Annotated in this window: 22 protein-coding genes; 12 read left to right on the forward strand and 10 right to left on the reverse strand. The window is 71.2% G+C overall.

The genetic code is table 11. From position 1 onward, the window contains the following. Positions 1–48 precede the first annotated feature (48 nt). From ACFV1J_RS08785 to fabF, 4 genes are all read left to right on the forward strand, one after another. Entirely contained in the window at positions 49–1,011 is a 963-nt protein-coding gene (locus ACFV1J_RS08785; protein ID WP_385856575.1) for an ACP S-malonyltransferase, read from the forward strand. Between the two features lie 13 nt (positions 1,012–1,024). Continuing rightward, positions 1,025–2,071 (forward strand): ketoacyl-ACP synthase III, encoded by a 1,047-nt coding sequence (locus ACFV1J_RS08790; protein ID WP_385856576.1) that lies wholly within the window; start codon positions 1,025–1,027, stop codon positions 2,069–2,071. A 105-nt stretch (positions 2,072–2,176) separates the two neighbouring features. Then, positions 2,177–2,425 (forward strand): acyl carrier protein, encoded by a 249-nt coding sequence (locus tag ACFV1J_RS08795; RefSeq protein ID WP_006605825.1) that lies wholly within the window; start codon positions 2,177–2,179, stop codon positions 2,423–2,425. A gap of 77 nt (positions 2,426–2,502) precedes the next feature. Continuing rightward, positions 2,503–3,768, forward strand: coding sequence for a beta-ketoacyl-ACP synthase II (fabF, locus tag ACFV1J_RS08800; protein WP_385856577.1), 1,266 nt, complete (start codon positions 2,503–2,505; stop codon positions 3,766–3,768). An 80-nt stretch (positions 3,769–3,848) separates the two neighbouring features. On the opposite strand, the gene ACFV1J_RS08805 is transcribed toward fabF, so the two are convergent. Continuing rightward, complete coding sequence (locus ACFV1J_RS08805) at positions 3,849–4,763, reverse strand: NAD(P)-dependent oxidoreductase (protein ID WP_385856578.1); 915 nt, start codon at positions 4,761–4,763, stop codon at positions 3,849–3,851. Positions 4,764–4,974: 211 nt separating this feature from the next. Beyond that, a complete protein-coding gene (locus tag ACFV1J_RS08810) occupies positions 4,975–5,469 on the reverse strand; it encodes a DUF3145 domain-containing protein (protein ID WP_385856579.1) in 495 nt (164 codons plus the stop codon). A 324-nt stretch (positions 5,470–5,793) separates the two neighbouring features. On the opposite strand from ACFV1J_RS08810, the gene ACFV1J_RS08815 reads away from it, so the two are divergent. The 3 genes from ACFV1J_RS08815 to ACFV1J_RS08825 all read left to right on the forward strand — a co-directional run bounded on the left by ACFV1J_RS08815 (position 5,794) and on the right by ACFV1J_RS08825 (position 8,980). Then, the gene (locus tag ACFV1J_RS08815; RefSeq protein ID WP_385856580.1) at positions 5,794–6,705 is read left to right on the forward strand and encodes an SGNH/GDSL hydrolase family protein; all 912 of its coding nucleotides are present in this window, start codon (positions 5,794–5,796) and stop codon (positions 6,703–6,705) included. Between the two features lie 262 nt (positions 6,706–6,967). Further along, a complete protein-coding gene (locus ACFV1J_RS08820; RefSeq protein WP_385856581.1) occupies positions 6,968–8,032 on the forward strand; it encodes an aldose epimerase family protein in 1,065 nt (354 codons plus the stop codon). A gap of 249 nt (positions 8,033–8,281) precedes the next feature. Then, complete coding sequence (locus ACFV1J_RS08825; protein WP_385856582.1) at positions 8,282–8,980, forward strand: DUF4097 family beta strand repeat-containing protein; 699 nt, start codon at positions 8,282–8,284, stop codon at positions 8,978–8,980. Positions 8,981–9,604: 624 nt separating this feature from the next. On the opposite strand, the gene ACFV1J_RS08830 is transcribed toward ACFV1J_RS08825, so the two are convergent. Next, positions 9,605–12,508, reverse strand: coding sequence for a glycoside hydrolase family 3 protein (locus tag ACFV1J_RS08830; RefSeq protein WP_385856583.1), 2,904 nt, complete (start codon positions 12,506–12,508; stop codon positions 9,605–9,607). Between the two features lie 336 nt (positions 12,509–12,844). Here ACFV1J_RS08830 and ACFV1J_RS08835 point away from each other — a divergent pair, with 336 nt between their 5' ends. Then, positions 12,845–13,519 carry a TetR/AcrR family transcriptional regulator gene (locus tag ACFV1J_RS08835; RefSeq protein ID WP_385856734.1) on the forward strand — a complete coding sequence of 225 codons (675 nt, stop codon included), beginning with the start codon at positions 12,845–12,847 and terminating at the stop codon, positions 13,517–13,519. Here ACFV1J_RS08835 and ACFV1J_RS08840 read toward each other — a convergent pair. Continuing rightward, a complete protein-coding gene (locus ACFV1J_RS08840; RefSeq protein ID WP_385856584.1) occupies positions 13,503–14,258 on the reverse strand; it encodes a hypothetical protein in 756 nt (251 codons plus the stop codon). The genes ACFV1J_RS08835 and ACFV1J_RS08840 overlap by 17 nt on opposite strands. 562 nt (positions 14,259–14,820) lie before the next feature. Here ACFV1J_RS08840 and ACFV1J_RS08845 point away from each other — a divergent pair. Further along, positions 14,821–16,194 (forward strand): pyroglutamyl peptidase, encoded by a 1,374-nt coding sequence (locus tag ACFV1J_RS08845; protein ID WP_385856735.1) that lies wholly within the window; start codon positions 14,821–14,823, stop codon positions 16,192–16,194. A gap of 244 nt (positions 16,195–16,438) precedes the next feature. Continuing rightward, on the forward strand, positions 16,439–17,869 hold the full coding sequence (locus ACFV1J_RS08850) for a nitrilase-related carbon-nitrogen hydrolase (protein WP_385856585.1): 1,431 nt from the start codon (positions 16,439–16,441) through the stop codon (positions 17,867–17,869). Positions 17,870–18,240: 371 nt separating this feature from the next. Here ACFV1J_RS08850 and ACFV1J_RS08855 read toward each other — a convergent pair whose 3' ends face one another. The 5 genes from ACFV1J_RS08855 to ACFV1J_RS08875 form a co-directional block, all read right to left on the reverse strand. Continuing rightward, positions 18,241–19,179, reverse strand: coding sequence for a ribokinase (locus ACFV1J_RS08855; protein ID WP_385856586.1), 939 nt, complete (start codon positions 19,177–19,179; stop codon positions 18,241–18,243). A 292-nt stretch (positions 19,180–19,471) separates the two neighbouring features. Then, on the reverse strand, positions 19,472–19,693 hold the full coding sequence (locus ACFV1J_RS08860) for a substrate-binding domain-containing protein (RefSeq protein ID WP_385856587.1): 222 nt from the start codon (positions 19,691–19,693) through the stop codon (positions 19,472–19,474). 176 nt (positions 19,694–19,869) lie between these two features. After that, positions 19,870–20,871 (reverse strand): LacI family DNA-binding transcriptional regulator, encoded by a 1,002-nt coding sequence (locus ACFV1J_RS08865; protein ID WP_385856588.1) that lies wholly within the window; start codon positions 20,869–20,871, stop codon positions 19,870–19,872. Between the two features lie 409 nt (positions 20,872–21,280). Next, positions 21,281–21,709: an organic hydroperoxide resistance protein gene (locus ACFV1J_RS08870; RefSeq protein WP_385856589.1), complete on the reverse strand. Its 429-nt coding sequence runs from the start codon at positions 21,707–21,709 to the stop codon at positions 21,281–21,283. 129 nt (positions 21,710–21,838) lie between these two features. Beyond that, positions 21,839–22,861 carry an NADP-dependent oxidoreductase gene (locus tag ACFV1J_RS08875; RefSeq protein ID WP_385856590.1) on the reverse strand — a complete coding sequence of 341 codons (1,023 nt, stop codon included), beginning with the start codon at positions 22,859–22,861 and terminating at the stop codon, positions 21,839–21,841. A gap of 87 nt (positions 22,862–22,948) precedes the next feature. Here ACFV1J_RS08875 and ACFV1J_RS08880 point away from each other — a divergent pair, with 87 nt between their 5' ends. Both ACFV1J_RS08880 and ACFV1J_RS08885 read left to right on the forward strand, forming a co-directional pair. Beyond that, a complete protein-coding gene (locus ACFV1J_RS08880) occupies positions 22,949–23,380 on the forward strand; it encodes a MarR family winged helix-turn-helix transcriptional regulator (protein WP_385856591.1) in 432 nt (143 codons plus the stop codon). An 80-nt stretch (positions 23,381–23,460) separates the two neighbouring features. Next, on the forward strand, positions 23,461–24,099 hold the full coding sequence (locus ACFV1J_RS08885) for a disulfide bond formation protein DsbA (protein ID WP_385856592.1): 639 nt from the start codon (positions 23,461–23,463) through the stop codon (positions 24,097–24,099). Here ACFV1J_RS08885 and ACFV1J_RS08890 read toward each other — a convergent pair. After that, positions 24,092–25,720, reverse strand: coding sequence for an MFS transporter (locus ACFV1J_RS08890; RefSeq protein WP_385856593.1), 1,629 nt, complete (start codon positions 25,718–25,720; stop codon positions 24,092–24,094). The two genes, ACFV1J_RS08885 and ACFV1J_RS08890, sit on opposite strands and share 8 nt — an antisense overlap. Between the last annotated feature and the right edge of the window lie 104 nt (positions 25,721–25,824).

Consider the following 25,824-nt stretch of genomic DNA (forward strand, 5'->3'; position numbering starts at 1 on the left):
CCTTGTCCCCACGGGCGGGCGGAACCACCCACAAGAGAGAGTGTGAGGGTGCTCGTACTCGTCGCTCCCGGCCAAGGCGCCCAGACGCCCGGCTTCCTGACCCCCTGGCTCGACCTCCCCGGTGTCGAAGACCGGCTCCGTGAGTGGTCGGCCGCCATCGACCTCGACCTGGTCCACTACGGCACGAAGGCGGACGAAGAGGAAATCCGCGACACCGCGGTGGCGCAGCCGCTGCTGGTGGCGTCCGCCCTGATCTCCGCCCGTCAGCTGTTCGCGACGGCCGACGACTTCTCCTCCAAGGTCGGCGCCGCGGCCGGCCACAGCGTCGGTGAGCTCGCCGCCGCCGCGCTGACCGGCACGCTCTCCGACGAGGCCGCGATGGGGCTGGTACGCCGCCGCGGCCTGGCGATGGCCGAGGCCGCCGCCGTCACCGAGACCGGTATGGCCGCCCTCCTGGGTGGCGACGAGGCCGTCGTGCTGCCCCACCTGGAGCGGCTGGGCCTGACTCCGGCGAACGTCAACGGCGCCGGGCAGATCGTCGCGGCCGGCACCGCCGAGCAGATCGCCGCGCTGGTCGAGAACAAGCCGGAAGGCACTCGCCGGGTCGTACCGCTGAAGGTGGCCGGCGCGTTCCATACTCACCACATGGCACCCGCCGTCTCCGCGCTGGAATCCGCGACCGCATCGCTGTCGGTCGCCGATCCGCACACCCGTTACGTCTCCAACAAGGACGGACAGCTGGTCTCCTCCGGTCAGGAACTGGTGCAGCGGCTGGTCGGCCAGGTGGCCAACCCCGTGCGCTGGGACCTGTGCATGGAGACCTTCAAGGCACTCGGCGTCACCGCGCTCGTCGAGGCGGCCCCCGGCGGCACGCTCACCGGCCTGGCCAAGCGTGCCCTGCCCGGCGTGCGGACCCTCGCCCTCAAGTCGCCCGACGACCTCGACGCGGCCCGCACGCTGATCGCCGAGGCGTCCGCCGCCACCGCTGCTGGCTCGGCACCGGCCGAATAGGAGTCCGAAGCGCATGACCTCGAAGATCAAGCCCTCCAAGGGCGCTCCGTACGCCCGGATCATGGGCGTCGGCGGCTACCGGCCGACCCGTGTCGTGCCCAACGAGGAGATCCTCAAGCACATCGACTCGTCCGACGAGTGGATCCGCTCGCGGTCCGGCATCGCGACCCGCCACTGGGCGAGCCCCGAGGAGACCGTGGCGCAGATGTCGGTCGAGGCGTCCGGCAAGGCCATCGCCGACGCCGGGATCACGCCCGAGCAGATCGGCGCCGTGATCGTCTCCACGGTCTCGCACTTCAAGCAGACCCCGGCGATCGCGACCGAGATCGCGCACCGCATCGGCGCCGGCAAGCCGGCCGCCTTCGACATCTCGGCGGGCTGCGCGGGCTTCGGCTACGGACTGACCCTCGCCAAGGGCCTGGTGACGGAGGGTTCGGCGGAGTACGTCCTGGTCATCGGCGTCGAGCGACTGTCGGACCTGACCGACCTGGAGGACCGGGCGACGGCCTTCCTGTTCGGTGACGGCGCCGGCGCGGTGGTCGTCGGCCCCGCCAACGAGCCGGAGATCGGCCCGACGGTCTGGGGCTCGGAGGGCGACAAGGCCGACACGATCAAGCAGACCCTCGGCTGGGACGTCTACCGTTCCACGCCGTTCCCCGGAGGCGACGGGCCCGAGGCGCGCCCCGCCCTGGCGGAGATCCGGTACCCCGCCATCACCCAGGAGGGCCAAGCGGTCTTCCGGTGGGCGGTGTTCGAGATGGCGAAGGTCGCCCAGCAGGCGCTGGACGCGGCCGGAGTCAGCCCGGACGACCTGGACGTCTTCATCCCGCACCAGGCCAACATGCGGATCATCGACTCGATGGTGAAGACTCTGAAGCTGCCGGAGAGTGTGACGGTCGCCCGCGACGTGGAGACCACCGGCAACACCTCGGCCGCCTCCATTCCGCTCGCCATGGAGCGGCTGTTGGCGACCGGACAGGCCAAGAGCGGCGACACCGCGCTGGTCATCGGCTTCGGGGCGGGTCTCGTGTACGCCGCGACGGTCGTTACCCTCCCCTAGGCAAGATCTGCGCAGCACCGTCCGTCTCCGGACGTGCCGGACGCCGCACGGATCTTCACCGCAAGTAACGCAGTTTCCCCTTAAAATGACCGAAGGAGCGCCATCATGGCCGCCACTCAGGAAGAGATCGTTGCCGGTCTCGCCGAGATCGTGAACGAGATCGCCGGGATCCCCACCGAGGACGTCCAGGTGGACAAGTCCTTCACCGACGACCTGGACGTCGACTCGCTGTCCATGGTCGAGGTCGTCGTCGCCGCCGAAGAGCGCTTCGACGTGAAGATCCCGGACGACGACGTCAAGAACCTCAAGACCGTCGGCGACGCGACCGACTACATCCTCAAGCACCAGAGCTGATCCAGCTCCCGCGCATGTCGCCACCCCGCGGTGGCGCCGTCGATTCAGACCCCTCTACCCGTGGAGTAAGAATTCCCGTGAACGCGACCAATCGCACCGTGGTCGTCACCGGTATCGGCGCAACCACACCGCTGGGTGGCGACAGCGCTTCGACCTGGGAGGCCCTGCTCGCCGGACGCTCCGGTGTCAGCACGCTCGACCAGGACTGGGCCGCCGACCTGCCCGTCCGCATCGCCGGGCAGATCGCCGTTGAGCCGTCCGAGATCATCCCGCGGCCGCAGGCCCGCAAGCTGGACCGCTCGGCGCAGTTCGCGCTCGTCGCGGCCCAGGAAGCCTGGAAGGACGCGGGCTTCACCGCCAAGGCGGGCGAGGACACGTCGGTCAACCCCGACCGTCTGGGCGCCGTCATCGCCTCCGGCATCGGTGGTGTGACGACCCTGCTCGACCAGTACGACGTGCTCAAGGAGAAGGGCGTACGCCGCGTCTCCCCGCACACCGTGCCGATGCTGATGCCGAACTCGCCGTCCGCCAACGTCGGCATCGAGTTCAACGCCCGCGCCGGTGTGCACACGCCGGTCTCGGCGTGCGCGTCGGGCGCCGAGGCCATCGGCTACGCCATCGAGATGATTCGCTCGGGCCGCGCCGACGTCGTCGTCGCCGGTGGCACGGAAGCCGCCATCCACCCGCTGCCGATCGTCGCGTTCGGCAACATGATGGCGATGTCCAAGAACAACGACGACCCGCAGGGCGCCTCCCGCCCGTGGGACGTCGACCGCAACGGCTTCGTGCTCGGCGAGGGCGCCGGCGTGATCATCCTGGAGTCCGAGGAGCACGCCAAGGCCCGCGGCGCCACGATCTACGCCGAGGCCATCGGCCAGGGCATCTCCGCCGACGCACACCACATCACGCAGCCCGAGCCGTCCGGCAACGGCATCGCGGCGGCGCTGACGAACCTGATCGACAACACCGGTCTCAACCCGGCGGAGATTGTGCACGTGAACGCGCACGCGACGTCGACCCCGGCCGGTGACGTCGGTGAGCTCAGGGCGCTGCGCAAGGCGTTCGGTGACGACGTCGATCACATGGCCATCACCAGCACGAAGTCGATGACCGGCCACCTCCTGGGCGGCGCGGGCGGCATCGAGTCGGTGGCCACGATCCTCGCGCTCAAGAACCGCATCGCCCCGCCGACGATCAACATCGACGAGCTCGACCCGGAGGCCGACGCGGACATCGTCCGCGGCGAGCCCCGCAAGCTGCCGGCCGAGGGCACGATCGCGGCGCTGAACGACTCGTTCGGCTTCGGCGGCCACAACGTCGTGCTCGCCTTCCGCACGGTCTGAGGCGCGCCGCTGGACTCGTGAGAGGGCCCGCCCGGTGACGTTCACCGGGCGGGCCCTCCGTTTTTCCCGGTCGGGTGCTCTCAGTCGTCGAAGCTGGCGAAGTACGCCGCGGCGCCGTCCTCGTCGCCGTGGCCCTGCGCCTCGGCCCGGCGGAAGCGCTCCGCGGCCGCCTCGGCCAGATCCACCCGTACGCCGGCCCGGTGGGCGGCCTCGGTGATCAGCCGGGTGTCCTTCCGGGCGGCGGAGACGGTGAAGCTCGCGGGGTACTCACCGGACAGGATGAGCTCGGACTTCATCCGCAGATACGGCACGTCCAGCGGCCCGCCGGCGACCGCCGCGAGCGCCTCGCGCGGGTCCACGCCCAGCCCCTTGGCCAGCGCCATGGTCTCCCCCGTACCGGTGATGAGGGTCATCACCCAGTTGTTGACGACCAGTTTGAGCCGGCTGGCGGCCCCGCTCGCGCCGTCCTCATCCACCCACTGGGTGCGGCTTCCGACGATCCCGAAGACCCGCTCGGCGCGCTCCCGCACGTCCGGTGCGCCGGCCGCCAGAATCGTCAACTCCCCCTTCTCGGCGGGCGCCTTGGTGCCCAATACGGGGGCGTCGACGAACCGCAGCCCGTGGTCGTCGGCGAACCGGGCGAGCGGGTCGAGCGCCTCGTCGCCCACCGTGCTCATCTGGAGCCAGAGGGCGCGGTCGGGCAGCGCCGGGGCGGCCTGCCGCACCGCGTCGAGCACGGCGTCCCCGTCGAGCAGCATGGTGAGCACCACATCGGCGCCGTCCACCGCCTCCGCGGGCGTGTCGGCGATCCGGGCCCCGTCGGCCGCCAGCGGCTCGGCCCTGGCCCGGGTGCGGTTCCAGGCGCGGACGTCCAGCCCGGCCCGGGCGAGGTTGCGGGCCATCGCCGCGCCCATGATTCCGGTGCCCAGGACGGCTACTGACAGGGTGTCAGTGACGGTGTCGGTGTCGGTGTCGGGAGAGTTGTTGTCGGCCATGAGGGCACGCTAGGACTTGGCGCGCGCTCCAAGGCAAACAGGGCGGTGTGTCGCCTTGCGGGCGCCGCCCGGCGGTGGCGTCGGACGACCTGGTGGCGGAGGCAGCGCACCGGGGGCCTCACTACTCACACGACGTGGCGGCGGGCCGGCACACGTGCGCGCTTCACCCCTCATACGACCTGGCGGAGGCAGCGCACGGGCGCCGCACGCCTCATACGACCTGGTGGAGCCAGCGCACCGGGGCGCCCTCACCGGCGTACCGGAACGGCTCCAGTTCGTCGTCCCAGGGCTTGCCGAGGAGCTTGGCGACCTCGGCGGCCAGTTCGGTCTCGCCGCGTGCGGAGCGGGCCACGGCGGCGCGCAGCCGGTCCTCGGGGATCAGGATGTCGCCGTGGATGCCCGTGACGGCATGGAAGATGCCCAGGTCGGGGGTGGAGCTGTAGCGCTCGCCCTCGGCGGTGGCGCAGGGTTCCGCGGTCACCTCGAAGCGCAGCAGGTGCCAGCCGCGCAGTGCGGAGGCGAGCTTGGAGGCCGTACCGACCTCGCCCTGCCAGGAGAATTCGGCTCTCCACGTGCCCGGCGACGCCGGCTGCCGGATCCAGTCGAGGTTGACGCGCACGCCGAGGACGCCCGCCACGGCCCATTCGACGTGCGGGCACAGCGCGCGCGGAGCGGAGTGGACGTACAGAACTCCACGTGTCGTCACCGGGACCTCCAGTGCGGTTCGAGGTTCGCCTTCCCCAGCGGCCTCGTGCCCGTTCCGGTTGCGGCCGGGACAGTTGTCATTCTGCCCCAGTGATCACTTCGGCACCAGCCTGCGAGGTGACCTACAGTAAACACCATTAGGCGGAATTTGCCGCAAAAGGGACAGGAAATGACGTGATGTAATTTGTCTGTGCCGACCGCACGTGCCACTTTGGGTCACCGCCCGGCAGGCACGGGGGCAAAGCTACCGCGCGGTGCCGGACGAGGGGGTGACGTACCGTCGGTACCCGAAGAGATATCACTCGCACGCCGGAGGGGACAGGGGATGACCCAGATCGATCGACCCTTTCGCCTCCGTCGACACGGTCGTCGCGCACGCCGCACACGCACCGTCACCGCCGTCTCCGCCCTGCTGCTCGCCCTCGCCTCCTGTAGTGCCGACGGCAGCGCAAGCCCGCACTCCAGCCCGTCGGCCGGACGGCAGGCGAAACCGGCGCCCGCCTGGCACACCCACCCCGGTTCGATCGCCGCGCTCGGCGACTCGATCACCGTCGGCTTCAACGCCTGCACCATCCTCTCCGAATGCCCCGAGGTTTCCTGGGCCACCGGCACCGACCCCAAAGTTGACAGCCTCGCCAGACGCCTGGTGAAACGTCCCGCCACCCACAGCTGGAACTTCGCCCGGGCCGGCGCCCTGATCAACGACCTGCCGGGCCAGGTGGCCGCCGCGGCCGTACGGAAACCCGAACTGGTCACGATCCTGATCGGCGCCAACGACGCCTGCCGCCCCGGTGTAGGGGCGATGACCCCCACGGCCACCTTCCGCGCCGACTTCACGCGCTCCCTGAAGGCGCTGCGCCGCGCCCTGCCACACACTCAGGTCTACGTGGCCGCGGTGCCCGACCTGATGCGGCTGTGGTCCGAGGGGCGCAAGAACCCGCTCGGGAAGGAAGTCTGGAAGTTCGGCATCTGCGGCTCGATGCTGCGCGACCCGGACGACCTGACCAAGCCCGCCCAGGACCGGCGGGAGAAGGTGCGCGAGCGCGTCATGGCGTACAACTCGGCGCTGGCCGACGTCTGCGGCAAGGACCCGCTGTGCCGCTTCGACCCCACCGTCTTCGACTACCGCTTCACCGGCCGCCAGTTGAGCACCTGGGACTGGTTCCACCCGGGCGCGGGCGGCCAGAAGGAACTGGCGGAACTGGCGTTCCGGACGATTACGCGTCGGCAGGGGTAGCGGGGGTTGCTGCCGGACTGGCTGGTGGGGCTGGCTGGTGGGTCGTCTGGTGGGGCTGTCTGTTGGGGCTGGCCGGCTGTGCTGTCTGGTGGGGCTGGCCGGTGGCTCGTCCAGTGGGGCTGGCCCGGTGGGGCCCGGCCGGTGGGGCTTCCCCACTGGGCGCGCGGTGGGCAGCCTGCGGCCTGCGGCGGGTGGCCCGTAGGGCACGCGGTGGGGCGCCTCCACGAAGATTCGGCCCCCGACCAGGCATAGGCTCATGACCATGAAGACGCAGGTCAGCAGGGAACACTTCGGCACGCTGGACGACGGAACCGGCGTCGACCGCTGGACCCTTGAGTCGGGCACCGGCCCGGACGCCCTACGGGTCCGGGTCCTGACGTACGGCGGCATCGTCCAGACCGTCGAGGCTCCCGACCGGGACGGCAGGTCGCGCCAGTTGGCGCTCGGCTTCCGCGACCTGGCCTCCTACGTGGCCCACGGCGGCTTCCACTTCGGCGCGCTGGTCGGCCGGTACGCCAACAGGATCGCCGGGGCCGCCTTCGCCCTCGACAACGGGACGTACCCGCTGACGGCGAACGACGGGCGCAACTGCCTCCACGGCGGCGCACGCAACTTCTCCCGGGTGGTGTGGGACGCCCGCCAGATCGAAAACGGAGTGGAACTCCACCGGGTCAGCCCCGACGGCGAGGAGGGCTTCCCCGGCAACCTGGACGTGCGGGTGGCCTACACCCTCTCCCCCGGCCCGCGCGGTGGTGCCTTGCACGTCTCCTACGACGCGCGCACCGACGCCCCCACCGTCCTGAACCTCACCAACCACACGTACCTCCACCTGGGCGGGGACGACAGCGGCAGCGCCACCGGGCACGAGCTGCGACTCGCCGCGAGCCGCTACACACCCGTCGACGACACCGGCATTCCGCTGCCCGGCGCGCCGGCCGAGGTCGCGGGCACCCGCTTCGACTTCCGCACCGCCCGCGCGGTGGGCGGCCCGTACGACCACAACTTCGTGCTGGACGGCGGCGTGACCACGACCCCGCGCCCGGTCGCGGAGCTGTACGACCCGGCCTCCGGCCGAACCCTGGAGCTGGCCACGACGGAACCCGGTCTGCAGCTCTACACCGCCGACCACCTCGACGGCTCCCTGACCGGCTTCTCCGGCTTCCCCTACGGCCCGGCGGCCGGCCTCGCCCTCGAAACCCAGCACTTCCCGGACTCCCCGAACCGCCCGGACTACCCCAGCACGGTCCTGCGCCCGGGCGAGCCCTACCACTCCGAGACCGTGTACCACTTCTCGGTACGGCCGCGGGAGACGGCCGACACAGCCTGAACCGGGACCCTTGGGAGCTGCCGGGGAAGAGAGGCCAGCCCCTGGGGGCAGCCCTGGCGGGACGAGGGGGTCAGGGATGAGGGGCGAGAGGGGACTCCCCTAGGGGACTCTCATACCGTGCGGTGATGCCAAAGGTCATACCCTGCGGTGACGATTCCCGATTCGCGATACCCGAAGATGATCAGTGTCCGGCCCACCCGGGCCGGAACCGCTTCGGTCCCCTTCCTTCGTCTCGGGAGACGTATCACCATGGCCCGCCTCCGCGCCTCTCATCTCGTCCTGTCCTGTGCGGCGTTGACCACGCTGGTGGCCGGCTGCTCGCTCTCCGGTTTCGGCCCGACCAAAGAGGCGAAGCGCACGTACACCGTGGACGGAAAGATCTCTGCTCTCTCCGCGACGACCCACGGCGGCGACATCGAGGTAGTGCCGGTCGCGGCCGGCGGCTCGGTGAAGGTCACGGAGAAGTACCGCTACAACGACCGCAAGCCGACCCCGGCACACAGCGTCAAGAACGGCCGGCTGACGCTGAAGGCCGAGGACTGCGGCATGGGTCGCAAATGCGAGGTGGACTTCCGGGTGCTGCTGCCGCGCGATGCCTCCGTCAATCTGCACACCAGCGGCGGAGACGTCATCGTCCGCGGCACCTCGGGCGCCATCGACGCGGAGACCAGCGGCGGAGACGTCACCATCACTGACTCCACGACCCGCAGAGCCCAGGCCAGAACCAGCGGCGGCGACGTCGAGCTGACGCTGACCACGATGCCCGACAACATCTCGGCCCGGACGAGCGGAGGCAACGTCACTGTCCGTCTCCCGAAGGGGACTTACGCGGTCAACGCCACAACCTCCGGCGGCACCAGCAAGGTCTCCGTACCCACGGACCCGAACTCCCCGCACAAGGTGACGGCGCGGACGAGCGGTGGTGATGTGTCGGTGCAGACGTCTTAAGGACTCGTCACCAACTTCGCCGCTTCCTCGTCGCCGACTCCTCGCCGCGGGGTGGCGGGAGGAGTACGTAGAGGAGTACGTAGGGGCGCCGTGGACGGTTCGACGCTCCGTGCTGCACCCGCGGGCCGTGGATGTGCTGTGCATCGGATCCGTGGATGTGCTGTGTGTCAGGCCGTGGGCGTGCTGTGTGTCGGGCCGTGGGCGTGCTGTCCGTCGGGTCGTGGGCGTGCTTGCCCGTCCGGCCGTGGGCGTGTCGGGCTGTGGGCGGCTCTGTGTGTGGGTGGCGACGGGATGGGGGGAGCGAGAGGGGGTTGGGGGAGGGGGTGGGGGCGGGGCCCCGGGGCCCCCGGTCCGGTCGGCGCCTCCCGGGGAGCTGGGGTCAGACAGCGGTGATTCGGCCGTCGCGCTGCGCTGATCGCGACTGTCATGCGAAAGCGGCCTCAGGTGTGGGGCGGCGGTGAGCGGCCCTCGCGGTCGGATGGCGGTGACCTCGGGTGTCAGGCCAGGTGAGCGGCCCTCGCTGTCATGCAAGCGGAGGCCTCGGGTGTCAGGCCGCGTGAGCAGCCCTCGCTGTCATACGGCGGCGGCCTCGGCTGTCAGGCCACGGTGAGTTGCCCTCGGCGGTCATGCGGCGGTGACCTCGGCTGTGAGGCGGCGGTCGGTGAGGCTGTGGGATGCCTCGACGGTGTAGACGCCCTTGATCCGGCGCCAGTCGCCTGCCTCCTCGTCCCAGATGGCGAAGGCGCGGTCCGGTAGCGGGATTTCCGCCTCGGCGCTCTCCCCGGGACCGGCCTCGACGACGGCAAAGCCGACCAACCAGCGGACCGGTCGTTCGGGGGCCTCTGCGGTGGCGTCGGCGGTCGCCCCCGTCAGGGCAGCCGGGGAGGGCTCTGTGCCATGCGGGGTAGCCGTGGCGGACTCGGTGGCGTATGGGACGGGCGGGGTGCTGTGCGGGGTGGTTGGCGTGGGGGTGGGGGTGGGGGCGGGGGTCAGGTAGATCTGGACGGTCTCGCGGCCGGGGCGGGGGCCCGTGTTGCGGAGGCGTACGCGTACGGAGTCGGGGGTGGTGTCCAGGGACTCGTACTCCCAGTCGGTGTAGCCGAGGCCGTGGCCGAAGGGGTAGGCGGGGGTGGGAAGCGACGCGGACCGCTGCCAGGCGCGGTAGCCGAGGAACAGGCCCTCGGCGTAGGCGAGTTCGCCGTTGGTGGGAGTGACGGTGGTGACCGGGGCGTCGTCGAGGCGGTCCGGCCAGGTGGTGGGGAGTCGGCCGCCGGGCTCGTGGGTCCCGAGCAGGACGTCGGCGAGTGCGGCACCGGCCTCCTGCCCCGGGAACCAGCTCAGCAGGATCGCAGCGACCTGCTCGCGCCAGGGGAGTTCCACCGGAGAGCCGGAGTTGACCACGACGACGGTGCGCGGGTTGACCGCGGCGACCCGGCTGACCAGTTCGTCCTGGCGGCCGGGCAACCGTAGATCGCTGCGGTCGAAGCCCTCTGACTCGACCTCTTCGGTCGTGGCGACGACCACCACCGCGACATCGGCGGCGGCCGCGGCGCGGACCGCTTCCTCGATCTCGGCGTCCGGGTCGAGCTGCGGCGCGCTGTGGCCGAGGGTGAAGTTCAGTGCGTCCATCCCCTCCCCCAGCCCGAGGCTGCGCGGCACGAACCGCAGGGTGACGTCGACCCGTTCCCCCGCCGCCAGTTCTGCCGTTACTTGCTGCTCGACGGGATTCATGAACGCCTCGAACGGGTCGCTGCCCTCGGGTACGACGGTGTCGTCGAAGAGGACCGTGCCGTCCACGGTCAGCCGGAGGGCGCCGGTCCCGGCGACGGCGAAGGTGTGGGCGCCGCTGAGCCGCGGGGTGTAGCTGCCGGTCAGTTCGACGGCATTGAGGTTCTGCCGGGTGACGCCGCCCGGGAAACGGCCCATCACCTGTACCTTCCCGTCGAACTGGGGGGTTTCGGCGAGCAGGTTGCCGTCCGCGTCGAGGTAGTGGGCATGCAGGGTGAACCCTTCGCGGGCGAGGGCGATCCGGGTGCGCGGGTCGGCGCCGACGGCGAAGGTGACCTCGACGTCGTCGGGCAGGGCCGCGCGCAGTCCTTCCAGCGGGGAGACGATCCGGTCGGGGAAGACGGTCGCGGATCCGCCGCCGAGTACCCGGGCGTCCCGCGCGGTGGCTCCGATGACGGCGAGGGAGCGGATCGTGGTCGGGTCCAGGGGCAGCAATGGGCGTGCGGCGTGAGCGGGTTGGGCCCCCGCTGCGTCATTGACTGCCTCTTCATCGGCTACCGGTGCATCGGCTACTGCTTCATGGGCTACCTCTTGAACGACTACTGGTGCATCGGCCGTCGACTCACCCGTCACCGGTTCGTTGCGGAGCAGGACGAAGGCGCGGCGGGCGATTTCGCGGGCCGTTGCGGGGCCGTCGATCCCTTGGGGCACGTCGGTCGGGGCGACGGCAGGGGGTACGTCGGCAAGGCATCCCGTCCGGGCGGCGAGCAGGAGTACGCGGCGGACCGCGTCGTCCACCTCGTCTTCGGACACCTCACCGGCTCGGACGGCCTCGGCGAGCGGGGCGCCGTAGACGGTGCGCGGGCCGGGCATGGCCACGTCCAGGCCGCCGCGGAGCGCGCGGACGGTGTCCCGGGCGGCCGTCCAGTCGGAGACGTTGCAGCCGTCGAAGCCCCATTCGCCGCGCAGGACGTCCTGGACGAGGTAACGGTGTTCGGTCATCGTCGAGCCGTTGACCTGGTTGTACGCGGTCATGATGCCCCAGGGTCGGGCGTGGGTGACGATGTGCTCGAACGGCGCGAGGTAGAGCTCGCGCAGCGGGCGGGGCGCGATGCGGTTGTCGACGGTGAGCCGGTCGGTCTCGGCGTCGTTGCCGACGAAGTGCTTGACCGTGGTTGCGACGCCGCCTTCCTGGACCCCCCGTACGTATCCGGCGCCGATCGCACCGGTGAGGAGCGGGTCTTCCGAATAGCACTCGAAGTGGCGGCCGCCCAGTGGGGAGCGGTGCAGATTGACGGTCGGCGCCAGGAGGACGTGCACGCCCTTGCGGCGGGCCTCCTGGGCGAGCAGGTGCCCGGCGCGGCGGGCGAGTTCGGGGTCCCAGGTGGCGGCCAGCGCGGTGGGGCTGGGCAGGGCGACCGACGGGTCCGCGGCGCTCCATTCCTGGCCGCGTACGCCGATCGGGCCGTCCGACATCACCAGCGACCGCAGGCCGATCTCGGGGATGGCCGGGAGGGTCCACATGTCCTGGCCGGACAGCAGCCGAACCTTGGTCTCCAGGTCGAGCGCGGCGAGGGCCCGTTCGACGGCATCGGCGTGTTCGGCATGTTCGGCGTGTTCGGCGTGTTCGGCGGCATGTTCCGCGCCGAGCGGCTCCTCGTGTTCGTCGGCGCGCGTCTCGGCATCCGCATCCACGGGTTGGGCAGCAGGGTGGAGCCCGGCGTGTGCATCCGTACGAGTGGAGGCCTGGGCGGGGACGGCGTCGTCGCGGGACGGGCGGTGTGACTGGGCGTCGGCCATACGGCTCTCCGGTCTCGCTGTTGGGCCTGGTGGACCTGTTGGGCTTGTTGGGCTTGTTAGGCCTGTTGGGCCCCTTGGGCTTGTCGGGCTTGTTGGGCCTGTGGACCCGTTGGGTCCGTGAACCTGTAGACGTGTGGGGCCCGTTGGGCCTGTCGGAGCTGTGGGACTGCTGCCCCGGCGGCATGCGCTCCCCCTGGCCGGATTCTGATCCTCTCACCTCCTGAACGGTAGGCATTGTGACCCGTCCGTTACCTTGCCCGTACGAGTTCTCCACGCCGGGGTTACGCTCGGCCGGTGACTGCACGAGATCGGGGCGCCTCCCGCGACGACCGGACGGTGCCGCGGCGGGGCGGTGGCGGGCGGGAGGCCCAGCGCGCCGAGCGGCGCGAGGCCATCCTGGAGGCCGCCATGGAACTCATCGCCGAGCGGGGCTACCGCCGCACCTCGCTGGCCGCCGTCGCCGAGCGCGCCGGGCTGACCCAGCAGGGGCTGCTGCACCACTTCCCCACCAAGGAGCTGCTGCTGGTCGGTGTACTGGAGGCGCGGGACCGTTGGGATCTGGCCTCGTCCGCCGCGGCGTCCGGTACCTGGGGCACCGACACCCTCGCCCAACTCGTCGACTACAACGCCACCCGCCCCGGCATCGTCCAGACCTACACCGTCCTGTCCGCCGACAGCGTCACCGAGGACCATCCCGCCCGCGCCTTCTTCGAGTCCCGTTTCCGGACCGTACGGGCGGCGATGGCGGCGGCGCTACGGGCCGAGTTCGGGGACCGGCTGCCCGGCGGTCTGACGCCGGAGCGCGCGGCTCCGCTGCTGGTCGCGGTGATGGACGGGCTCCAGCTGCAGTGGCTGATGGACCCGGAGAACGTCGATATGCCCGCGGCGTTCCGGGACTTTGTCACGTTGCTCGGAGGCGGGGACGACGACAGCGGGGGCGGCGACCCCGCGGACGACGAGAGCGCGGGCGGCGACAGTGGGGACTCCGGAACGCCTACCGGAGGGGTGTGAGGCAGGAGGTGGTCATCCCGTCCGAGCTGTACTTGGTGTCGGCCAGGTAGTCCCCGTCGGCGCACTGCTCGCCTGTGGAGCGGAGGATGCGGGTCACCTTGAACTGCGCATCGGCCGATCCGCAATCCAGTGTCTGCAGGTCCTGCTCGTGCCAGTCGCCGTCATTGCGTACGCAGTCGCCGACGCTGAGGGTCTGCGCCGTCTCCCCTCCCGTAGTGGTCGGGCCGTCGTACGGGTCGTCCGCGAGCAGGCCGATGACGAACAGCACCGGCAGCAGCAGTGCGAGCAGGGCCATGGGTATGAGGAACAGCATCGCCTCGGGGCGGCGCGTGAGCGGCTTGCCCGGATCGAGCGAGGGCCGGAAGCCGCCCATCGGAGGCCCCAGTTTGCGGAAGCGCGCCCGGGGGCCGAGGTTCATCAGGAGGGTGAGCGGGGTGATGGCCACGGAAAGCGGGCTCCACCAGCCTTGCCACAGGGTTTTCGCCGACATCTCCCGATAGGTGGCCAGTCCGCACGAACGGCAGAACATGCCGCTGCGGCTGAGGAACCGCATGACGTAGAGGATGCCCTGGTGGCCCCGTACGGTGGCCTGGACGGCGGGCTGCGCACCGCAGAACACACAACCGGGGGCGGGGGCTGCCCCGTACGGCTGAGCGTACGGATCCGGGTGCTGGTGGGGCGGGTACTGCTGGGGTGGGTACTGGTGGGGCGGGTACTGCTGGTGCGGATACTGCTGCACCGGGGGTTGGTGAGGGTGCGGGTGGGACGCCTGGGCGGCCGGGGTCGGCCCGAGGCCCGGGGCCGGGTAACCCGATGGTGGGCCGTACGGGTTCGGGCCTGGCTGGCTGGGCGGCGGAGCGTACGGGTGCGGGCCGTGCGGTGGTGGCGGGGTGGCCACAGAGATCCCCCTGAGTCTCGTGGAAACAAGCCCGGATACGTGTCGTGTCCGGAATGAGCCCGGTGATGAGCCCTGATGAGTCTGGTGATGAGCCTGGTGACCAAACGGGCGATAGACCCCGTGATGAGCCTGGTGACGAGTTCGGTCAGGCGCCCGGCATCGAGCCGAAAACAGGCTCCCGACGGCGATGTGACGAAGGGAGCGGACCGGACCCGGACCAGACCCAGGTCGGACTCGGGCCTGACTCGGACCAGACCCAGGCCGGACGGGAAACCCTATCCGTGACCGCGGAGGGCCATGCACCCGCCCTCTACCGTCGCGCCCGCGCCCCCGCTTTACTCACCCCATGAGATCACCCTCAGCGCCCTCGTCCAGGCCGAGCGCCGGTCGCTCAACCCCCTTCCTGAGCAGGCTCGGTGTCGCCCTGTTGGCGGCCGTTCCGCTGTCCCTTCCGACCCCGTCGGCCGCGGCAACCACGACCTCCATCACGCCCGAAACATCCATAGCCACTGCGGTACCCACAACCACCGCCCACACGGCTACGGCGACGGCTACGGGTGCAGCTGCAACTGCAGCTGCGGAGCTCACCGTGGAGGAGGGCCGACTGACGCAGGCCGCCCCTCAGGAGATCCTGCGGCGCAGTGGGTTTGCCGTATGGCCGCGGGAGTTCGCGCGCGGGCTGGCGCGAATACGCACGTACCAGCAGGCCAGGCGGTATGTGGAGGCTGAGGGGCGGGCGTTGTGGCGGCGGGCCGTGGACCGGGCGCAGGGGCGTGGGCCCGCGGGTGGCGATCTCAGCCGGGACGACGACCGCCCGCTGTATTGGGCGCGGCTTGGGATGTCGAAGGAGCTGCGGCAGTGGCGGCCGGGTTTCGGGCTGTCGTCGGGTCAACGAGAGGCGCTGAATGGCACGTTGGAACGCGGATCGCGGGGCCAGGACTCGATCGAGCTGCCCGCGGGAAAGCACCTGCGGCGGATCGTGGTGACCGGGTTCGATCCGTTCCAGCTGGACGCCGATCCGCGGCGGAGCAACCCGTCGGGAGCGGCGGCGCTCGCACTGGACGGAACGACGATTCGGACCGCGTCGGGTGAGTCGGCGCGGATCGAGGCCGTGGTCTTCCCCGTACGGTGGGCCGATTTCGCGCGGGGGACGGTGGAACGAACCCTGGCTCCGTATTTGCGGGGCGGTCCGCGGCAGGTGGATCTGTTCACGACGATCAGCCAGGGACGACCTGGACGGTTCGACGTGGAGCGGACCAACGGCGCCTGGCGGGGCGGCTACCCGGACAATGTGCGGGACTCACGTACCGAGACCGTGCCGATTCCGCCCGGGGTCCCGACGGTTACGCCGCAGCCGCAGTGGACGACCACCAGCCTCCCGTACGCACGGATCGTGGCGGCCGGCACCGGGCCGTACCCGGTGGTCGATCACACCGCCGTGACGGAAATACCGGCGGGCGGTACGGCGCCGGTCGAGCGGCCGGACGGGCCGACTCCGGGTTCGACCGCCCGGGCGGGGGGCGGTGGAGACTATCTGTCCAATGAGATCGCCTATCGGGCGACGCTGCTCCGGGATGCGGTCGGACGCCCGACGCTGCCGGGCGGGCATCTGCACACCCCCGTCCTGGAGTTCGGGCCCGGCAACACGGATCCGGCGAACGGGCAGGTCACCGACCCGGTCCTGGTGCAGAACCGGATGGCGATCACCCGGCAGGTGCGGGAGATCGTGACGGTGGCGGCCGACTCGGCGAGCGGCACTGCGGCGGGTACGTCGTAGCGAACCGGCACCTCGTCACGAACCGGCACCCCTCGTGATGAACCGGCACCATCGTGCCGAACTGGCACCTCGTAGCGAAGGGGGATGAGCGGGAAGAGGGGACGAGCGGGAAGGGGTCGGGCGGAGCGAGCAGGGCAAGGGGGTGAGCAGGGCGTACCGCCGGCGCGACCGGGCCGCGACTGGGGCCGCGAAAAGTTATCCACAGGCCCGCACGCGTCGGGGCCGTGGCGGGCATCATGGGGGAATGATCACCGCAGCCGCACAGTTCGCCCCCGTGCCAGGGGATATCGAGGCCAACGCCGCCCGCATGGCCGCGCTCATCGGCGAGGCCGCCGGCCGTGGCGTCGGCCTGGTGGTCTTCGCCGAACTCGCCCTGACGCACTACGACCTGCGGCTCATAGCGGCCGATCCGGACCGGCTCACGGTCGCTCCCGACGATGCCCGGCTGGCGCCGGTGCGGGAAGCCTGTCGGGCGAGCGGGGTGGCGGCGGTGGTGAACGCCCCGGGACGGGCCGTCGAGGCCGGCGGCCGGCCGACGATCTCCTCGTTCGTCTACGGACCGGACGGCACGCTGCTGACCCGATACGACAAGGTCCATGTGTCCGACGACGAGAGCGAGGTCTTCGCGCCGGGCAGTGCCGATGGCCGGTTCTTCCTCGGCGGGATCCGGTTCGCGCTGGCCACATGCTTCGACAACAGCTTCCCCGAGGTGCCGGCGCGGGCCGCGGCGGACGGCTGCCGGGTGTATCTCTCCAGCGCCTTCCATGATTCGGCGGAACGGTTGGCGCAGTACGGCGAGATAGCGCGGGAGCACGGACTCCTCGTGCTGCTTGCCAACGGAATGGAGGTCGGCAGTCCCGGGCCGGCCTGCGGGCTGAGCGGAGTCTGGCTGCCGTCGGGTGAGCGGGTGGCAGTGGCCGCGGAGTGGACCGCCCCGGTGCCGGGCGACGGTGCGGAGCTGGTGGTGAGCGACGTCCGTGACCAGATCACGCTGATGTCGGACCCGGCGGTGGCGGCGATACCGGTCAAGGAGTGCGGCGAGCCGCTGGTGGACGTGCGGACCGCGGCGCCCGGCCTGCAGGTGGCCGGGGACCTGGTCGACGAGCAGGGTGCCTTCGCACACCTGCGGGAGGGAGTGCTGCGGCGACTGCTGGACGCGCAGCGGGCGCTGCCGGACGGGCTGCGGCTGCAGTTCGTCGAGGGGTACCGCCCGCCGGGCCTCCAGCGACAGTACTTCGAGGAGTACGCGGGCGAGTTGCGCGCCGCGCACCCGGACTGGGACGGGGCACGGGTCCATCAGGCCGCCAGCCGGTACGTCTCCCCGCCGGAGATAGCACCGCACAGCGCGGGTGGTGCGGTGGATCTCACGCTCGTCACCGCCGACGGCGAAGAGGTCGACATGGGGACACCGATCAACGCCTCCCCGGAGGAGAGCGACGGTGCCTGCTACACGGCCGCGCCGGGCCTGTCCCCCGCCGCCCGCGAGCACCGCCGGATACTGAGCGCCGCGCTCGCCGCCGCCGGGCTGGTCAACTACCCGACGGAGTGGTGGCACTGGTCCTACGGCGACCGCTACTGGGCAGTGGCGACCGGCGCGGACCATGCACTGTACGGACCGAAGGAACTGGAGAAGGAAATCGAGAGCGAGCGGGAGGTGGAGCGGGAGACGGGATGAGGGTGGAGATGGAGATGCAGATGGGGCCGGGGACGGGGATGGGGATGGGGATGGGGATGGGGCGGGGACGCGGATGGGGGGCGGGGGCGGAGGTGGACGGATAGCGATGACCCGGCCGGGGCCGACGCGGCCGACGGTTGGCGGTTGACGGCCGGTGGTCGACGCCCGGCGGCCGACGGTCTACGGTCCGTGGCCGGCGGCCAGTGGCCGATGACCGGTGGTCTACGGTCCGTGGCCGGCGACCGGCGGTCAGCGTCAGCGGTCAGCGGTCAGCGGTCAGCGGTCAGCGGTCAGCGGTCAGCGGTCAGCGGTCAGCGGTCAGCGGTCAAGGGTCAACGGCCGCCCAGGCACCGCCCCGTTCGTGTCCCTGGCTACCTGTCGTCGCCCGCGTCCTGGGCGGATTCCGGGGCGAGGGTTTCCAGTTCGGCGCGGGTGGGGTACGAGGGCTGGGCGCCCGGCTTGGTGACGGCTGCGGCTCCGACCCGTACGGCGAAGCGGGCGGCCTCGGGGAGGGCGTCGCCGCGGGCCAGGCGGGTGGCCAGGGCGCCGGTGAAGGCGTCGCCGGCGCCGGTGGTGTCCACGGCCTTGACGCGTACGCCCGGCACCTCGGTGGCTCCGGAGGCGTCCAGGACCAGCGCGCCGTCGCCGCCGAGGGTGACGACGACGGAGCGGGCGCCCTGGTCGCGCAGTGCCCGTGCCCACTCGGCGGGGGTGCCATCGGCACGGCCGGAGAGCTGGCGGGCCTCGTGCTCGTTGACCACCAACGGGTCGGCCACCGCGAGGAGTTCGGGGGCCAGTGTCGTCACGGGTGCCGGGGAGGGGTTGAGGACGACGCGGGTGCCGGCCTGTTCGGCGGTGGCTGCGGCAGCCCGTACGGACTCCATGGGGATCTCCAGCTGGAGGGAGACCACCGCGGAGGCGGCGATGGTGTCCTGCGCCGCGGCCACGTCCTGCGGGGTGAGGGCGGCGTTGGCGCCCGGGGAGACGACGATGCTGTTGTCGCCGTCCGGGTCGACGATGATCATCGCGGTGCCGGTGCGGGCTGACTCGTCCACGATGACCGGCGAGACATCGGTGCCGGCCTCGCGCTGGGCGTGCAGCAGCAGTTCGCCGTAGGCGTCGCCGCCGACCCGGGCCAGCAGGGCGGTGCGCCCGCCGATCCGGGCCGCTGCGGCCGCCTGATTGGCGCCCTTGCCGCCGGCCGACTCGACCAGGTCCGTGCCGAGCACGGTCTCCCCCGCGCCGGGGCGCCGTTCGACCCGTACCGTCAGATCCGCGTTGGCCGAGCCGACCACCAGGACGTCATACATGCGCCGTTCTCCCGTTTCCGAGCGTCGCCCAGTTCCGCCGGTGGCTGTCCATGCGCCGCTCTCCTTCTCTTCTCGTGTGTGGTGCGTGGGTTGTTGGGGGTGCGTGGGTTATTGGGGGTGCGTTGATTGTTGTGCGTTGGTTTGGGCCGGGTGGCGGCGGCTCAGCCGGGGCGGCCCATGTGTCAGGCCGCCGCTGTGGCTCATCCGCCGTCGAATGTGGCCGCGTTCTTGGGGGTTACCAGTACCACCGGGACCTTGACCGACTGCGGCAGCTTCTCACCGCGGGCGGCCTTCAGGGCCCAGTCCACCGCCTGTTGCCGAGGAGTTCCGGCTGCTGGGCGATGGTGGCGGTCAGGGTGCCGTCGCGGACCGCGGTGATGCCGTCGGGTGTGCCGTCGAACGCCACCACCTTGACGTCCTTGCCCGACCGGCCGTCCAGCGCCTTGACGGCGCCGAGCGCCATCTCGACGTTGGCGGCGAAGACCCCGGTGATGACGCGGTGGGCCTGGAGCATGTGGTCACTCTTCTTTAACTTCTTTAGCTCTTGCTCTTGCTCTTGCTCTTGCTGTTGCTCTTGTTTTTGCTCTGCTCTTGCTCTGTTGCTGATTGATCGCTGGTGGCTGCCCCTCGGGCGTCGGAGACCGGCGAAGCCCCGCCCCCGCCGCCATTCAGCCCGCCCCCGCCCGTCACTCAACCCGCCGCCGGTTCGCCGCAGGAGCGGCGGGGCAGGAGCCGGGCCGGGAGGAGTACCGATTCGGCGGGGTGGCCCTCGATCCTGGTCAGCAGCGCCCGGACAGCGGCCCGGCCCAGTTCGCGGGTGGGCTGGGCGATGGCGGTCAGCGGCGGATCGGTGTGGGCGAACCAGGGCACGTCGTCGTAGACGACCAGGGCCATGTCGTCGGGGACCCGCAGCCCGCGGGCGCGGAGTTCGTCCAGCGCGCCGAGCGCCATCAGGTTGTCGGTGGCCAGCACCACGTCCGGCGGCTCGGTAAGGTCGAGGAAGCCGCGCATCACCTGGCGGCCGCCGGCGGGTTGCAGGTCGGGGGTGGCGCCTACCCGTTCGTCGGGCAGCGGGATGCCGTGGCCGGCCAGCGCGGTACGGAAGTGGGCGAGGCGTTCGTCGCCGGTGGGGGTGCCGGCCGGGGCGACGATGATCGCGGGGCGGCGGCGGCCGAGGGCGGCGAGGTGGCCGGCGAGTTCGGTGAGCGCGGCGCGGCCGTCGGCACGTACGCAGGGGGCGTCGATGCCGGGGACGCTGCGGTCCAGCAGGACCAGCGGGGTGCCGGAGGCGACGACCTCGCGGAGCATCGCCGAGCCGGTGCCGGCCGAGCTGACCAGCAGGCCGTCGATCCGACGGTCGAGCAGGGTGCGGATGTAGTCGTCCTGCTGCTCGGGGCGTTCGCCGGCGTTGCCGATGACCAGGCTGTAGCCGAGGCTGCGGGCCGCGTCCTCGACGGCGTCGGCCAGTTCGGTGAAGAACGGGTTGGTCAGATCGCTGATGATCAGGCCGAGCGCGCCGGTCCGGGCGGTGCGCAGGGCGCGGGCGACGTTGTTGGGGCGGTAGCCCAGCTCGCGGACGGCGGCGAGCACCCGGTCGCGGGTCTCGGCGACCGGGCTGTGTCCGTTGAGGGCCCGGGAGACCGTGGCGACGGAGACCCCTGCCCGCTCTGCCACATCCTTGATGTTCGCCATGGCGCCGTTGCCGTTCCGTTCGTGTGGGTCATCGCGTTCAGGTGCGTGATCAGGTGCGCGTTCTGGTGCGTGTGCAGGTGTGTAATCGTTTTCACGGAGATGCCGTGAGGGCTACGTAATCGATTACACGGCGGGTGCGTCAAGGCACGGTGCGGGTGGTCTGCGTCACACGGGAGTACGGCGGCCTCATGCGGCCGAAGTGACCAGGCGGCCTCCGTATACGCCAAGGGGCCGCACCCCGGGTCATCCGGGATACGGCCCCTGGCGTGTGCACGGAGACGTCGCGGCGAGCGATGCCACTACGGGAGACGCCGTTGCGGCGGTCTGCCGAGCGGCCGTCCGTCAAGCGACGGCCGGCCGGTCACACGGCCGTCCCTCGGGCGACGACAGCCGGTCAGATGCCCGTCCGTCAGGCGACGGTCAGCTTGACGTCGATGTTGCCGCGGGTGGCGTGGGAGTACGGGCACACCTGGTGCGCCTTCTCCACCAGGTCCTTGGCGGTGGCGGCGTCGACCGTGGGGATCGAGGCCACGATCTCGACCGTGAGGCCGAAGGCGCCGTCCGGGGTCTTGCCGATGCCGACCTTGGCGGTCACCCGGGAGCCGGAGACATCGACGTTCTCCCGGCGGGCGACGACGCTGAGCGCGCCCTGGAAGCAGGCGCTGTAACCGGCCGCGAACAGCTGCTCCGGGTTGGTGCCGGCGCCGCTGCCGCCCTGCTCCTTGGGCGGGTTGACGACCACGTCGAGCTTGCCGTCGTCGCTGGCGACGCGGCCGTCACGGCCGTTCTCAGCGGTGGCGACGGCGGTGTAGACGACGTCGACGGTCTGGATGGACATACGGAATCCTCCTGTGGTTCGCCGCGACTCGCGCCCACGGATCGCGACGGCTTGTCGCCGAGCCTAACGGTCCCGCGCAAGGGCACGGCGAGGAGGGCACGCCCTCCATCGGCCGCCCTCGGTGATCGCTCAGTCCTCCGTCAGGCTCACGATCATCTTGCCGGTGTTCTCGCCGCGGAGCAGGCCCAGGAAGGCGTCCACGCCGTGCTCGATGCCGGCGACCTTGGTCTCGCCGTACTTGAGCTCGCCGGAGCGGATCCAGGCGGAGACCTCCTCGACGAACCGCGGCTGCAGTGCGGAGTGGTCGCTGACCAGCAGGCCCTGGAGGCGCAGCCGCTTGCCGATGACCATGGCGAGGTTGCGCGGCGCGGGGCTCGGCTCGGTGGCGTTGTACATCGAGATCATGCCGCAGATGGCCACCCGGCCGTGGACGTTGAGGGCGCTGATGGCCGCTTCGAGGTGGTCGCCGCCGACGTTGTCGAAGTAGACGTCGATGCCCTCCGGGGCGGCCTCCTTCAGCTGCTGGGTGACGTTGCCGTTCTTGTAGTTGAAGGCGGCGTCGAAGCCGTACTCCTCGACCAGGAGCTTGACCTTCTCGTCGGAGCCGGCCGAGCCGATGACCCGGGAGGCGCCCTTGAGCTTGGCGATCTGGCCGACCTCGCTGCCCACCGCACCGGCCGCACCGGACACGAAGACGGCGTCGCCCTCCTTGAAGGAGGCGACCTCCAGCAGGCCCGCGTACGCGGTCAGGCCCGGCATGCCCAGGACGCCGAGGTAGGCGGTGAGCGGGGCCAGGGACGGGTCCACCTTGGCGGTCCGCTTGGCGTCCACGACGGCGTACTCGCGCCAGCCGAGGCCGTGCAGGACGTGGTCGCCGACGGCGAGGGAGTCGGCGCGGGAGGCGATGACCTCACCGACCGCGCCGCCCTCCATCGGCTCGTCGAGCTGGAAGGGCGGGACGTAGGACTTCACGTCGTTCATCCGGCCGCGCATGTACGGGTCGACGGAGAAGTGCTGGTTGCGGACGAGGACCTGGCCCTCGGCGAGCTCGGGCACCGCGGCCTCGCGCAGCGCGAAGTCCTCCGGGGTGGGCCAGCCGTGCGGGCGGGCGACGAGGTGCCATTCGCGGCTGGTCGTGGGCAGTGCGGACATGAGAGCCATCCTCCTAATGTTTCAGTTGCTGAAACAATAATGAGCTCGATATTTCATGCTGTCAAGTAATCGGGTATCCTGGTCCGTATGACACCGCGCCCAGACTCCTTGACCGTCGAGGTCGTCGATCTCATCGGCACCGTCGTCGCCCGCTACCACGAGGAGTACGAGCACGCCGCGGCCGAGCACTCCCTCACCGGCACGCAGGCCCGGGTCCTCAGCCTGCTCGCGGTCGCCCCGCAGCCCATGCGCAAGATCGCCAACTGCCTGAAGTGCGAGCCGTCGAACGTCACCGGGATCGTGGACCGCCTGGAGTCCCGCGGTCTGGTCGAGCGCCGGCCCGACCCGGACGACCGCCGCGTCAAGCTCGCCGCAGCGACGGCCGAGGGGGCGCGGACGGCGGAGGCGCTGCGGACGTCGCTGCACTTCGCCCGCGAGCCGCTGGGCAAGCTGACGATCGCCGAGCGCACGCTGCTGAAGGGGCTGCTGCAGCGGATGCTGGGCGACGGCGCGGAGTAGTCCCCGCCCCGCAAGTGGCCCACGATCGCCGTGGCCAGGTGGACCGCGCGGGCGGGCCGGTGGCGGCTTAGGGTCGCCGTATGACACAGCCGAGCGACAGCCGCCACTCCCCCGCCCGCCACTCCGTCGACTTCTACTTCGACCCGATCTGCCCGTTCGCCTGGATCTCCTCCCGCTGGATCCTGGAGGTCGAGCGCCACCGCGAGCTGGACCTGCGGTTCCGGGTGATGAGCCTGTCCGTGCTCAACGAGGGCCGCGCGGACCTCCCCGAGAAGTACCGCGAGCTGCTGGACTCCGGTTGGGGCCCGGTGCGGGTGTGCATCGCGGCGGCCCAGGAGCACGGCGAGGGCGTACTGCGCGACCTCTACACCGCGCTGGGCACCCGTATCCACAACAACGGCCGCGAGGACACCGCGACCGTCATCGAGGAGGCGCTCGCCGAGGTCGGGCTGCCGGCCGAGCTGGCCCGTGCCGCCGGGAGCGACGCGTACGACGATGCGCTGCGCAAGAGCCACCACGAGGGCATGGACCCGGTCGGCGAGGACGTCGGGACGCCCACGATCCACCTCGACGGGGTGGCGTTCTTCGGGCCGGTGCTGATGGCGATCCCGCGCGGCGAGGACGCGGTGCGGGTCTTCGACGGCGCCCGCCTCCTCGCCGGTTACGACAAGTTCTTCGAGCTCAAGCGGACCCGCACCGGCGAGTTCGACTTCAGCTGACCGCCCCGGGGACTTCGGTCGGCCGCCCCTGAGGGGCGTCGGGGGCCGCCGAGGCATCGACCGGACCGGAGCCCTCCGGTCCGCTCGGGCCGACGCCGCGCAGCAGGGCCACGGCCAGTACGGCGGCGCAGAGCATCAGGCCCGCGGCGCTCAGCACGGCCGTCTGCATCCCGTCGGTGAAGGCCGCGCGGGACGCGGTCAGCACCGCCCGGCCGGCCTGCGCCGGGAGGTGTGCGGCCACCGCGGCGGCGCCGGCCAGCGTCTCCCGTGCGGCATCGGCCGCCCCCTGGGGGAGGCCGGACGGCAGGGCGTCGTCCATGTGGCCGCGGTAGACGGCGCTGCCGATGCTGCCCAGGATCGCCATGCCCAGCGCGCCGCCCAGTTCCGTGCCGGACTCCAGTACGGCCGAGGCGGAGCCCGCGCGCTCCGGGGGCGCCGCGCCGAGGGCCAGTTCGTTGCCGAGCGACGCCACCATCACCAGGCCCGAGGCGTAGACCGACGAGGCGACCAGGAGGTACCAGAGCGCCGAGCCCGGCTCCACCCAGGAGAGCCAGACGAAGCCGCCGGCGGCGAGGACGAATCCGATGGCGATGACCCGCGCCCGGTCCATCCGCTGGGCGAGCGCCGTGGCCACCGCGGTCATACCGCCCACGGCGAGGGTCGGCAGCAGGTTCCAGAGCGCGGCCTCCAGGGGGCTCATGCCCCGTACGGTCTGCAGGTACTGGGTGAAGAAGACCGCACAGCCGACGATCGCGAACATCGCCAGCAGGTTCATCAGCACCGAGACGCTGAACCCGCGGTGCCGGAAGAGTTCCAGGTCGAGCATGGGGTGGCGGGCGGTGCGCTGGCGGACGACGAAGCCCGCGGCGGCCAGCAGGCCGACGACGAGGGCGAGGACGGGCAGGACGGAGACGCCGTTGCGGGCCATCTCCTTGATGCCGTAGACGATCGGCAGCATGGCGAGCAGGGAGAGCAGCGAGCCGGGCAGGTCGAAGCGGCCGGCCTTCGGGTTCTTGAACTCCGGGAGCAGCAGCGGTCCGCAGACCAGCAGCAGCACCATCGCCGGGGTGTTGACCAGGAACACCGAGCCCCACCAGAAGTGCTCCAGCAGCAGTCCGCTGAGCACCGGCCCGACCGCGATGCCGCCCATGGTCGCGGCCGACCAGATGGCGATGGCCTTGCCGCGCTGCTTGGCGTCGTGGAAGAGGTTGCGGATCAGCGCCAGGGTGGAGGGCATCAGGGTCGCGCCGCCGATGCCGAGGAACGCCCGTGCGGCGATGAGCATGTCGGCGCTGCGTGCGTAGGCCGCGACCCCGGAGGCGAGGGCGAAGAGCAGCGCGCCGAACAGCAGCAGCCGGCGGCGGCCGATGCGGTCTCCCAGCGCGCCCATGGTGATGAGCAGGCCGGCCAGGACGAATCCGTAGACGTCCAGGATCCACAGCTGTTGGACGCTGCTGGGTTCCAGCTGCGCGGTCAGGAACGGCACGGCGAAGTAGAGCACCGAGACGTCCATGGAGACCAGGAGGCAGGGCAGCAGGAGGACGGCGAGGGCGATCCACTCCCGGCGGCCGGCCCGCGGCTCGGGAGTGGGGGTGGCGGGTGTGTACGAGGTAAACGTCATGCGTGACAAGGTAAGCAGGCGCGGCTTACGGTGCAAACAGTAAGCGCAACAAGGGAATTGGAGGTGCATCACACTAGTGCACCTACCTAGTGCGCGGAACCAAA

The organism is Streptomyces sp. NPDC059649 (assembly GCF_042734445.1).
Lineage (GTDB): Bacteria > Actinomycetota > Actinomycetes > Streptomycetales > Streptomycetaceae > Streptomyces.

What these genes read in the sequence shown, in the direction of transcription:
- ACFV1J_RS08790 (WP_385856576.1), top strand. Translation starts at nt 1,025, where the DNA reads ATGACCTCGAAGATCAAGCCCTCCAAGGGCGCTCCGTACGCCCGGATC.
- ACFV1J_RS08795 (WP_006605825.1), top strand. Translation starts at nt 2,177, where the DNA reads ATGGCCGCCACTCAGGAAGAGATCGTTGCCGGTCTCGCCGAGATCGTG.
- ACFV1J_RS08805 (WP_385856578.1), bottom strand. Translation starts at nt 4,763, where the DNA reads ATGGCCGACAACAACTCTCCCGACACCGACACCGACACCGTCACTGAC.
- ACFV1J_RS08815 (WP_385856580.1), top strand. Translation starts at nt 5,794, where the DNA reads ATGACCCAGATCGATCGACCCTTTCGCCTCCGTCGACACGGTCGTCGC.
- ACFV1J_RS08820 (WP_385856581.1), top strand. Translation starts at nt 6,968, where the DNA reads ATGAAGACGCAGGTCAGCAGGGAACACTTCGGCACGCTGGACGACGGA.
- ACFV1J_RS08825 (WP_385856582.1), top strand. Translation starts at nt 8,282, where the DNA reads ATGGCCCGCCTCCGCGCCTCTCATCTCGTCCTGTCCTGTGCGGCGTTG.
- ACFV1J_RS08830 (WP_385856583.1), bottom strand. Translation starts at nt 12,508, where the DNA reads ATGGCCGACGCCCAGTCACACCGCCCGTCCCGCGACGACGCCGTCCCC.
- ACFV1J_RS08850 (WP_385856585.1), top strand. Translation starts at nt 16,439, where the DNA reads ATGATCACCGCAGCCGCACAGTTCGCCCCCGTGCCAGGGGATATCGAG.
- ACFV1J_RS08855 (WP_385856586.1), bottom strand. Translation starts at nt 19,179, where the DNA reads ATGTATGACGTCCTGGTGGTCGGCTCGGCCAACGCGGATCTGACGGTA.
- ACFV1J_RS08860 (WP_385856587.1), bottom strand. Translation starts at nt 19,693, where the DNA reads ATGCTCCAGGCCCACCGCGTCATCACCGGGGTCTTCGCCGCCAACGTC.
- ACFV1J_RS08865 (WP_385856588.1), bottom strand. Translation starts at nt 20,871, where the DNA reads ATGGCGAACATCAAGGATGTGGCAGAGCGGGCAGGGGTCTCCGTCGCC.
- ACFV1J_RS08870 (WP_385856589.1), bottom strand. Translation starts at nt 21,709, where the DNA reads ATGTCCATCCAGACCGTCGACGTCGTCTACACCGCCGTCGCCACCGCT.
- ACFV1J_RS08875 (WP_385856590.1), bottom strand. Translation starts at nt 22,861, where the DNA reads ATGTCCGCACTGCCCACGACCAGCCGCGAATGGCACCTCGTCGCCCGC.
- ACFV1J_RS08880 (WP_385856591.1), top strand. Translation starts at nt 22,949, where the DNA reads ATGACACCGCGCCCAGACTCCTTGACCGTCGAGGTCGTCGATCTCATC.
- ACFV1J_RS08885 (WP_385856592.1), top strand. Translation starts at nt 23,461, where the DNA reads ATGACACAGCCGAGCGACAGCCGCCACTCCCCCGCCCGCCACTCCGTC.
- ACFV1J_RS08890 (WP_385856593.1), bottom strand. Translation starts at nt 25,720, where the DNA reads ATGACGTTTACCTCGTACACACCCGCCACCCCCACTCCCGAGCCGCGG.